The organism is Micromonospora acroterricola (assembly GCF_003172955.1).
In the GTDB taxonomy this organism is placed as follows: Bacteria; Actinomycetota; Actinomycetes; order Mycobacteriales; family Micromonosporaceae; genus Micromonospora; species Micromonospora acroterricola.
On the sequence record NZ_QGKR01000332.1, the window covers coordinates 1 to 10,373 of the forward strand.

The following is a 10,373-nucleotide window of genomic DNA, read 5'->3' on the forward strand; positions in this document are numbered from 1 at the left end:
GTCCCGGCCCGCGCCGTCCCGGCCCGCGGCGCTCCGGGTCGCGCCGCGCCTGCTCCGCCCTGAAGATCGTGCATGATCGTGGATGTAGTGGCCTCGGGGGCCGGCGGAGACCACTACATCTAGGTTTCTGCGTGATCTTGAGGCCCGGCGCGTCGGCGGCGGGGGGTGGCGCCGAGGCTCGGGCGGGCGTCGCGTTGCGGTGGCCGGGTGGGCCGTGAACTGGACGGGTAGGCTCGCTGGTTGGGCACCCACACCCCGGGTGGCCGGCGGCCGTCCGACCGGGCGGCCACGAGCGGGGCTGCCCGACCGGGCGGCCACGACCGGGCCGGATCCCCCACGACGGGACGACGGCGAGGAAGCGCAGCCATGATCAGTGTTTTCGACCTCTTCAGCGTCGGCATCGGGCCGTCCAGCTCGCACACGGTGGGGCCGATGCGGGCGGCCCGTACGTTCGCGGCGGGGCTCAAGGCCGACGGGCTGCTCACCGAGACCGCGCGGGTGCAGGCCGAGCTGTTCGGTTCGCTCGGCGCCACCGGGCACGGTCATGGCAGCGATCGGGCGGTGCTGCTCGGGCTGGCCGGCGAGGCACCGGAGACCGTCGACACGGACACTGTCGGCCCCCGCGTGGAGCGGATCAGGGCGGAGCGGCGGATCAGCCTGCTGGACGCGCACGAGGTCGACTTCGACCCGGACCGGGACCTGACGCTGCACCGCCGCCGGTCGCTGCCGTACCACCCGAATGGGATGACCTTCGTGGCGTACGACGGGAGCGGGGCGGAGGTGCGCAGCCGCACCTACTACTCGGTCGGTGGCGGCTTCGTGGTGGACGAGGCGGCGGCCGGCGCGGACCGGATCAAACCGGACAGCACGCGGGTGCGGTACCCCTTTCTGACCGGGGCGCAGCTGTTGGAGGCGACCACCGCCACCGGCCTCTCGATCAGCGAGGTGATGCTGGCCAACGAGCGTTCCTGGCGCAGCGAGGCGGAGATCCGGGCGGGCCTGCTGGAGATCTGGCGGGTGATGCGGGAGTGCGTGGAGCGCGGCTGCGAGCGGGACGGCGTACTCCCTGGGGGGTTGAAGGTTCGGCGGCGCGCGGCGGAGCTGCGGCGCAGCCTGGAGGCGGACACCGGGACCACGGATCCGCTGCGCGTGATGGACTGGGTGACGCTGTTCGCCCTCGCGGTGAACGAGGAGAACGCCGCCGGCGGCCGGGTGGTCACCGCGCCGACCAACGGCGCGGCCGGGATCATCCCGGCGGTGCTGCACTACTACACCCGGTTCGTGCCGGGCGCCTCGGACGACGGCGTGGTGCGGTTCCTGCTGGCGGCCGGTGCGATCGGCGTGTTGTTCAAGGAGAACGCGTCGATCTCCGGCGCGGAGGTGGGCTGTCAGGGTGAGGTGGGTTCGGCCTGTTCGATGGCTGCGGCGGGGCTCGCCGAGGCGCTCGGCGGCACTCCCGAGCAGGTGGAGAACGCCGCCGAGATCGGGATGGAGCACAACCTCGGGTTGACCTGCGACCCGGTGGGTGGCCTGGTCCAGATCCCCTGCATCGAGCGGAACGCGGTGGCTAGCATCAAGGCGATCACGGCCGCCCGGCTGGCGCTGCGCGGTGACGGTGTGCACGCGGTGTCGCTGGACAAGGTCATCAAGACCATGCGGGAGACGGGCGCCGACATGAAGGTCAAGTACAAGGAGACGGCGCGGGGCGGTCTGGCCGTCAACGTGATCGAGTGCTGAGTCTGGCCGACTCGGGGCATTCGTTCACCGACTGCTAACCTGTCGTCCGTTTCAGGAGGCGGGAGGCAGCGGTGACCTCTGGCGTCGCGGCGTTGTGGTCGCACCGCAACTCGCTGCGCATCCTGGTCAGGCGCGACCTGGCGGTCAAGTACCAGCAGTCGGTGCTCGGCTATCTCTGGTCGTTGATCGAGCCGCTCGGCATGGGCGCCATCTACTGGTTCGTCTTCGGCGTGCTCTACTCGCGGGACACCGGTCGGCACCTCGGCGAGGCGGCCGGGTCGTACCCGCTGTTCCTGATCACGGGGATCTTCGCCTGGATGTGGACCAGTTCGGCGCTGAGTGAGGCGACCAACGCGCTGACCGGCCAGTCCCGGCTGATCACCACGATGAACGTGCCGCGCCAGGTCTTCCCGATCGGCCGGGTCACCGGCCGGTTCGCCGAGTACGCGGCCGGCCTGCCGATCCTGATCGCCATCGCGGTGGTCTACGCGGTGCACGGCCGGATCCACCCCGGCTGGTCGCTGCTCTCGCTGCCGCTCGCGGTGGCCGTCCAGGCGGTCCTGCTGACCGGGCTGGCCCTGCTGCTGTCCGCGTGGAACGTGCTGATGCGTGACGTGGAGCGGTTCATGCGGCTGATCATCCGGGTGCTCTTCTACGCCACCCCGATCATCTACCCGCTCAGCCTGGTGCGGGAGTCCGGCCTGCCGGGCTGGCTGAAGGTGGTGTACGAGCTGAACCCCCTGGTCGGGATCTTCCAGCTGCACCACGCGATCTGGTACCCGGACGAGTTCCCGGGCGCCCGGCTGCTCGCGACCACGATCGTCGGCAGCCTGCTGGTGCTGGCCGCCGGCTGGTGGTCGTTCCGCCGGTTGGAACCCGCTGTGCTCAAGGAACTCTGACGTGGCCGCGCCGATCATCGAGGCGGACGGCCTGGGCATCCGTTTCGTCCGCAACCGCCGGCGTCAGCTGCGGCTGCGGGAGTTGTTCATCCACCGGGGCGGACGGGGCGCCCTGCCGGGCCAGTTCTGGCCGCTGCGCGACGTGTCGTTCACCGTCGAGCCGGGCGAGACCGTCGGGGTGATCGGCCGCAACGGCACCGGCAAGAGCACCCTGCTGCGGTTGATCGCCGGGGTGCTCATTCCGGACGAGGGCAGCATCCGGGTGCACGGCGCGGTGGCCCCGCTGCTGGAGCTCTCGGCCGGCTTTTCCAACGACCTGACCGGGCGGGAGAACCTGCACCTGGTCGGTGGGCTGCACGGGCTGTCGACGGGCTATCTGAAGCGGCACTTCGACGAGATCGTCGAGTTCGCCGGTGAGCAGGTGGAACGGGCCATCGACACGTCGGTGCGGCACTACTCGTCGGGGATGAAGGTGCGGCTCGGCTTCGCGATCATCTCGCACCTGCCGCATCCGGTCCTGCTGATGGACGAGGTGACCGCGGTCGGGGACGCGGAGTTCCGCAAGAAGTGTTACGCGACGATTGATCGTCTGCTCGGGGAGGGGCGCACGCTGGTGCTGGTGTCACACAACGAAAAGGACCTGATCCGGTTCTGCCGTCGGGGGTTGTACCTCGACGCGGGCCGGTTGATGCTCGACGGCACCATCGCCGAGGCGCTCGACGCGTACCACGCCGCGGTCCCGCGGTGACGCTCGCGATCGTGCTCGCCGCCGGGACGCCCGCGGCGGGGCTGACCACCGTGACCGGCGAGCCGCTGGCCGACCGGATCGCCGCCCAGCTCCGGCGGGCCGGGGCGGCCGAGGTGCGCTTCGCCGCCGGGCTGGACGAGCTGGCCGCGCTGGCGGACACGGCCACCGGCCCGCTGCTGGTGACCGGCGCCGACCTGGTCGCACACACCGCCGTGCTGCGGCACCTGGCCACCAGCCCGGTGGGGCCGACGGTGGCGCTGGTGCTCGGCGACCCTCCCGTGCCCGGCCGGACGGCCGTGCGCGAGGAACGCGGCCAGGTGATCGACGCCGGCGCGGTGGACGCCCTGAACGGCGACGCCACCGGTGTGTTCGGTGGCGCGCTGCGGGTCGGCGTGGACGACCTGCCGTCCCTGGCCGCCGCCGCCCGGGCGGCAGCGGCGGGTGTGCTGCCCATCGCCGCCCCGCTGGGACCGGTCGGGGACGTCACCCCGTTCGGGTCCGTCGAGGGCGCCGGGCGGGCCGGCGCGGACGGGCGCCTCGCGCCGGTTCCGGCCGGCGGCCCCGGGTCCGCCGTGGACCGGCTCGTCGCGGGCCTCGCCGCGCTCGGCACCCTGATCTTCGCCCAGCGGGTACGTCTGCTCGTCGCGCACCGGGTCGACGACGCGGCCGGGCTGGCCGCCGCCGAGGCGGCGGTGACCGCGGTCGACGAGGACCGGGCCGAGTTGCGGCTGTCGGTGAAGGAGAAGGACGACTTCTTCTCCACCTACTTCGTCAGCACCTGGTCCCCGTACGTGGTCCGGTTGGCGGCCCGGCTCCGGCTCACCCCGACCGGGGTGACGGCTATCTCGGTGCTCTTCGCGCTGGCCGCGGCGGTGTTGTTCGGTGTCGGCGGGCGACCCGCGCTGGTCGGCGGCGCGGTGCTGCTCTACCTCGGCTTCGTGCTGGACTGCGTGGACGGCCAGTTGGCCCGCTACACCCGGAACTTCAGTGCCTGGGGCGGCTGGCTGGACACGATGGCGGACCGGGCCAAGGAGTACCTGGTTTACGCCGGGCTGGGCTTCGGGGTGAGCCACGCCGGGCTGGGCAACGGCTGGGCGCTGGCGATCGCCGCGATGACGTTGCAGACCGTCCGGCACATGACCGACACCTGGTACGGGGTGCTGCACGACGAGGCGGCGCGCCGGCCCCGGGCGGCGGCGGGTGCCGGCGGCGGGATCGGGGACCGGTTGAACGCCGCGTCGACGCGGGTGCAGGCGGACACGGGCTCGCTGTCGTACTGGCTGAAGCGGACGGTGGTCTTCCCGATCGGCGAGCGGTGGGCGTTGATCGCGCTGACCGTGGCGCTGTTCAACCCTCTGGTCAGCCTGGTCGCGGTGCTGGTGTGGGGTGTGCTGGCGTTCGCGTACACCGGGGCGCTGCGTACGCTGCGGGCCCGCTGGATGTGGGTGCCGGTGCTGGACACGGTCGACGCCACCCTGCACCGCGACGACGGCCCGCTGGCCCGCCGGCTGCCGGTGGTCCGCCCGATGGGGCCGCTCACCCTGGCGGTGATCGCGGCGCTCGGCCCGGCGGCCCTGCTGGTCACGGCGCTGCTGGGCGACGCGCCGGACGGGCTGCGCTGGGCGGTGCCGGTGGCGTTGCTGGTGCTGCTGGTCGGCGGTCTGGGCGCGGGGGCCGCGCACAACGGTCCGCTGGACTGGCTGGTGCCCGCCGCCCTGCGGGCCGCCGAGTACCTGTTCGCGATCGCGGTCGGGGTGGTCGGTGGCGCGCCGGGCTGGCTGATCTTCGGCTACGTCTTCGTGCTCACCGTGCACCACTACGACCTGACCGCCCGGCTGGAGAAGCGACAGGCGGCGCCTCCGCTGCACCCGGCCACGCTGGGCTGGGAGGGACGCTCGGTGCTGCTGGCCCTCGCGGCGATTGCCGGAATCGTGAGTATCGGCATGGCTACACTCGGTGCGTACCTTCTCGTGGTTTTCGTGGCGAGCGTCGTCCTGGCCTGGTTCGTCCGTCCGGCCGAGAGCGCGCGGGCGTCGGCCGCGCCGGTGGGCGCGGGAGGTGGCGCGCCACGCTGACGGAGGGACGGCCGGATGCCGCTGATCAGCTTCGTGGTACCGGCCTTCCGGGTGCAGGGGTACCTGCGTGAGTGCCTGGACTCGATCCTCGACCAGCCGGAGACCGACCTCGAGGTGATCGCGGTCGACGACTGCTCGCCGGACTCCAGTGGCGAGATCATCGACGAGTACGCGGCCCGCGACCAGCGGGTCCGCTCGGTCCGGCTGCCGGAGAACGTCGGCCTCGGTCCGGCCCGCAACGTCGGGCTGGACCGGGCCGTCGGGGAGTACGTCTGGTTCCTCGACGGTGACGACTGGCTGGCGCCGGACTGCCTGCCGGAGGTCGCCGAGCGGCTGCGGACCACCCGGCCGGACGTGCTGCTGGTGGACCACGTCCGGACGCACTGGAACGACACCGCCACCCGCAGCGCGATGGCCGAGGTGTTCCCGGAGACGCCCGGCGCGGCCACCTTCCGGCTCGGGGACCGGCCGGAGGCGATGCGACTGCTGCACACGGCGTGGAACCGGCTGGTCCGCCGGGAGTTCCTCGTCGACCTGGGGTTGCGCTTCGAACCGGGCTGGTACGAGGACGTCTCGTTCAGCTACCCGGTGCTCATGGCGGCGCAGCGGATCGGCGTGCTGGACCGGGTCTGCGTCAACTACCGGCAACGCCGCGCCGGCGCGATCACCCGGACCCGGGGCGACCGGCACTTCGAGGTGTTCCCGCAGTGGCACCGGGTCTTCCACCTGATGGACTCCTGGGGGCCGGCGGTGGACGCCCTGCGGCCGGCGGTCTTCGAGCGGATGATCTGGCACTACCTGACCGTGCTCGGCAACGGCCAGCGGATCGCCCCGGAGCTGCGGCCCGCCTTCTTCGCGCAGATCACCGCCGACTACGCGCGCTGGCTGCCGGACGGCGGGTACCCGGTGCCGGACGGGGTGGAGGGGATCAAGCACCGGCTGGTCGCCACCGGCCGCTGGCGGACGTTCAGCGCCCTGCGGGCGGCCAGCCGCACCCGCGACACCGCCCGCCGGAAGGCCCGTACCGCACGCCGCCGGGTCGGCCCGGCCGCCCGACGCGGCGCCCGGTTGACGCGCGAGGGACTGCTGCGCGAGTACTACCGGGCGGAGCTGCGCCGGCCGGTGGACCCCACGCTCGCGGTCTACGCGGCCTACTGGTACCGGGGCTACGCCTGCAACCCGGCGGCGATCTACGAGGCGGCCCGCCTGCTGGCCCCCGGGGTACGCGGGGTGTGGATCGTGCGCCGCGACCGGGTGGATACCGTGCCGGACGGGGTGGAGTACGTCGTCGCCGGCACCCCGGCCTACTACCGGGCGCTGGCCCGGGCCCGGTGGCTCGTCAACAACGTCAACTTCCCGGACTTCGTCCGCAAACGGCCCGAGCAGGTGCACGTGCAGACCCACCACGGCACGCCGGTCAAGGTGATGGGGCTCGACCAGCAGCGCTACCCGATCGGTGCGGGCCAGATGGACTTCGCCGGGCTGCTGCGCCGGGTGGACCGCTGGGACTACAGCGTCAGCGCGAACAGCTTCTCCACGCAGATGTGGGACCGCGCGTACCCGGCGTCGTACACGACGCTGGAGGTGGGCTACCCGCGCAACGACCGGCTGGTCGACGCCGGCCCGGACGAGGTGCGCCGGCTGCGCGCGGAGCTGGGTCTCGGTGCGGACGAGCAGGTGGTCCTGTACGCCCCGACGCACCGCGAGCACCTGCCCGGCTACCGGCCACCGTTCGACCCGGACCGGTTCGTCGAGGCGCTGGGTGACTCCGGCCGGCTGCTCATGCGCAGCCACTACTTCCACGACCGGGACCGCCACCGCCGCGCCGTGGACCGGGACCGCGTCCGCGACGTCAGCGGGTACCAGCGGGTGGAGGACCTCTACCTCGTGGCCGACGTGCTGGTCACCGACTACTCGTCGGCGATGTTCGACTACGCGGTGCTCGACCGGCCGATCGTGCTCTACGCCCCGGACTGGGAGGCGTACCGGCTCGCCCGGGGTGTCTACTTCGACGTGACGGCGGAGCCGCCGGGCGCGGTGGCCACCACCTTCGCCGACCTGCTCGACCTGTTCCGCACCGACGCGGTGCGCTCGGACGCGGCGGTCAAGGCGCGCGAGCACTTCCGGGGCCGCTTCTGCGGGCTGGAGGACGGGCACGCGGCGGAGCGGGTGGTGCGCCGGGTGTTCCTGGGTGAAGCGGTCGAGGGATCGCCGCGCTGCTGACCGCGGTCGATCATCGGCCTTGTGTGTCGCGTAATAGCGGTGTCATCGATCGAACATGAGACGTTCACCCGATGTGCTGATTCAATGATCCTGGTCACAGTCTTCTGGGGTTCGTCCGACGAACTGGGGGAGGAGACGGTGACCACCGTCGCGCTCAAGGATGTCACCAAGATTTTCAAGGACGGCACGCTCGCCGTCGACAGCGTCAATCTGGACGTGAACGACGGCGAGTTCATGGTGCTGCTCGGGCCGTCCGGCTGCGGCAAGTCCACGGTGCTGCGGATGATCGCCGGGTTGGAGGATCCGACCCAGGGCGCGGTGCTGCTCGACGGTGAGCTCGCGAACGACCTGCCTCCACGGGACCGGAAGATCGCGATGGTCTTCCAGGACTTCGCGCTCTACCCGCACATGACGGTGGGCGACAACATCGCGTTCCCGCTGCGGCTGGCCGGGGTGGAACCGGCGCCCCGGGGCGAGCGGGTCACCGACGTGGCGAGCGCGCTGGGCATCGGCGACGTGCTCGCCCGCAAGCCGGGGCAGCTCTCCGGAGGGCAACGACAGCGCGTCGCGATGGGCCGGGCGATCGTCCGCCGACCCGGGTTGTTCCTGATGGACGAGCCGCTGTCGAATCTGGACAGCGGGCTGCGCGCCGAGCTGCGCGCGGAGATCTCGGGCCTCACCCGCGAGTTGGGCGTCACCACCGTCTACGTCACCCACGACCAGGCCGAGGCCCTCACCATGGCGGACCGGGTGGCCATCATGCGCCGCGGCGTGCTCCAGGACGTGGGCACGCCCACCCAGGTGTACGGCCGGCCGGCGACGCTCTACGTGGCCGCCTTCCTGGGCAGCCCGCGGATGAACCTGCTCGAGGCGTCGGTCTACGTGCACCTGGACCGGTACGTCACCCTCAACCTCGGCGAGCAGTCGCTCTACCTGCCGTGGGACGACATCCGCAGCCGGGCGGTGGCGCACTACCACGGCGAGCGGATCGTGGTCGGCATGCGTGCCGAGGCGCTCACCCCGGTCTCTCCGGACAGCCCCGGCGACGTGCTGCGCGGCCGGATCCGCTACCTGGAGCACCACGGGCACGAGTCGCTGGCGTTCCTCGACATCGGGGCCACGGCGATCGTGGTCGACGAGATGGGCGCCCCGCTGGACGCCCCGCCGGTGGGCCAGCGTGGCCTGCGCCGGTTCAGCTCGGTGATGCAGCGACTCACCGGCAGGGCCGTGGAGGCGGACGACGGGTCCGCCGGTGGCACCCGGACCAGCGTGCTTCCCGATCCGGGCCGCCACCACCGGCGTCCGGCGGAGCTGGCGGTGCGGTTGGCGCCGTACCCGGCGGTCGCCGCGGGTCACCCGCTCGCCGTCTCGGTCCGGATGGACGCGTTGCACTTCTTCGACGAGCGCGGAGGCCGCATCGACGTGGGGTGGCGCTGACACCACGCCGGAGCGGGGTGGCGGGGGTGCCACCCGGTGTCCTACCGTCTGCGCACCCAGTCCACTGTGAAAAGACCACCGAGAGGGGTGCACCCGTGTCGGGTGACCGTCCCAGCCCGCTCGTCATCGAGCGCATCCTCCGCGACCGGCAGGGGATCTGGCAGCAGATCGTGGCCGAGCGTGACCTGAACCCGCTGACCGGGCGGATGCTGGCCAGCTCCGCCATCGCGCTCGCCTGCTACGGGGCGGTGCTCGGCGCCTTCCACAGCCCTCTCATGGCGCTGACCTCCGCGTTGAAGCTGCCACTGCTGTTCCTAGTCACGCTGGCGATCTGCCTGCCCACGCTCTACCTGTTCAACCTGGTCTTCGGCGCCCGGCTCTCGGTACGCCAGTCGCTGGCGTTGGTGATGGTGGCGATCACGGTCACCTCGATGCTCGCGGTGGCGTTCGCGCCGATCAGCCTCTTCTTCCTGATCACCGCACCCGACTACGGGTTCTTCAAGCTGCTGAACGTGGCGATCCTGACGCTGTCGGCGCTGGTCGGGCTGCGCTTCCTGACCGGCGGGATGCAGGTGCTCAACGACCACGGCCTGCTCGCACCGGAAGCGGCCCGGACCCAGGCCCCGGCCGCCCAGACCCAGGCCCCGGTCCAGTCCGCGCCCGCCGCCACGCCGGTGGCCGATCAGGTCGCCGAGCCGGTCGCGGTGCCGGCCGGCGCGGTTCCGAACGGCGCCGCCGCCGACGCCGCGTCCGCCGTCCCGGTTCCCGCGCAGGTCCCGGCCCACGTTCCGGCGCAGTGGAGCGGCCAGCCGGCCGGCGCCTCGTTCCCGCCCGGCATGATGCCGCCCGGCTATCCGCAGCAGCACCGCCCGTGGGCCAACCCGGCGGTGCGGCACGGTGAGCCCGCGCAGCGGCCGGCCAGCATGACCCTGCTCTACATCTGGATCCTGCTCTTCGGCTTCGTCGGCACCCAGCTCGCCTGGACGCTGCGCCCGTTCTTCGGCGATCCGGGGCAGGACTTCTCCTTCTTCCGCAGCATCGACGGCAACTTCTACGCGGAGATCCTGCGGACCATCGCCAACCTCTGATCACCCCCAGAAAAGCGGAAAATGCCTGGTTGCCGGGGTGGTTACCGGCGAGTAACGTCAGGCCATGACCATCGACTCCCGCCAGGTGGCGGCCGGCATGCTCGAAGCGGTGCCGTTCGCCCGTACGCTCGGCTTCGAATTCGTCGAGGTGGCACCGGAGGGGGAG

At 72.2% G+C, this 10,373-nt stretch carries 7 protein-coding genes and 1 pseudogene; all 8 read left to right on the forward strand.

Annotation, left to right across the window (positions count from 1 at the left end):
- Nucleotides 1–366: 366 nt before the first annotated feature.
- Complete coding sequence (locus tag DKT68_RS28335; protein WP_109820441.1) at nt 367–1,737, forward strand: L-serine ammonia-lyase; 1,371 nt, start codon at nt 367–369, stop codon at nt 1,735–1,737.
- Between the two features lie 71 nt (nt 1,738–1,808).
- Nucleotides 1,809–2,636 carry an ABC transporter permease gene (locus tag DKT68_RS28340; protein WP_109820442.1) on the forward strand — a complete coding sequence of 276 codons (828 nt, stop codon included), beginning with the start codon at nt 1,809–1,811 and terminating at the stop codon, nt 2,634–2,636.
- Between the two features lies 1 nt (nt 2,637).
- Nucleotides 2,638–3,384, forward strand: a complete 747-nt coding sequence (locus DKT68_RS28345; protein WP_109820443.1) for an ABC transporter ATP-binding protein — start codon at nt 2,638–2,640, stop codon at nt 3,382–3,384.
- Nucleotides 3,381–5,459 carry a DUF5941 domain-containing protein gene (locus tag DKT68_RS28350; RefSeq protein ID WP_407940804.1) on the forward strand — a complete coding sequence of 693 codons (2,079 nt, stop codon included), beginning with the start codon at nt 3,381–3,383 and terminating at the stop codon, nt 5,457–5,459. Before DKT68_RS28345 ends, DKT68_RS28350 begins: the two co-directional genes overlap by 4 nt.
- A 15-nt stretch (nt 5,460–5,474) precedes the next feature.
- Nucleotides 5,475–7,682, forward strand: a complete 2,208-nt coding sequence (locus tag DKT68_RS28355; protein ID WP_109820444.1) for a bifunctional glycosyltransferase/CDP-glycerol:glycerophosphate glycerophosphotransferase — start codon at nt 5,475–5,477, stop codon at nt 7,680–7,682.
- Between the two features lie 138 nt (nt 7,683–7,820).
- Nucleotides 7,821–9,119, forward strand: a complete 1,299-nt coding sequence (locus tag DKT68_RS28360; RefSeq protein WP_109820447.1) for an ABC transporter ATP-binding protein — start codon at nt 7,821–7,823, stop codon at nt 9,117–9,119.
- 95 nt (nt 9,120–9,214) lie between these two features.
- Nucleotides 9,215–10,207 carry a hypothetical protein gene (locus tag DKT68_RS28365; RefSeq protein ID WP_109820445.1) on the forward strand — a complete coding sequence of 331 codons (993 nt, stop codon included), beginning with the start codon at nt 9,215–9,217 and terminating at the stop codon, nt 10,205–10,207.
- A gap of 64 nt (nt 10,208–10,271) precedes the next feature.
- Nucleotides 10,272–10,373 (forward strand): annotated as a pseudogene (locus DKT68_RS28370) (DUF4442 domain-containing protein); the annotation flags it as partial.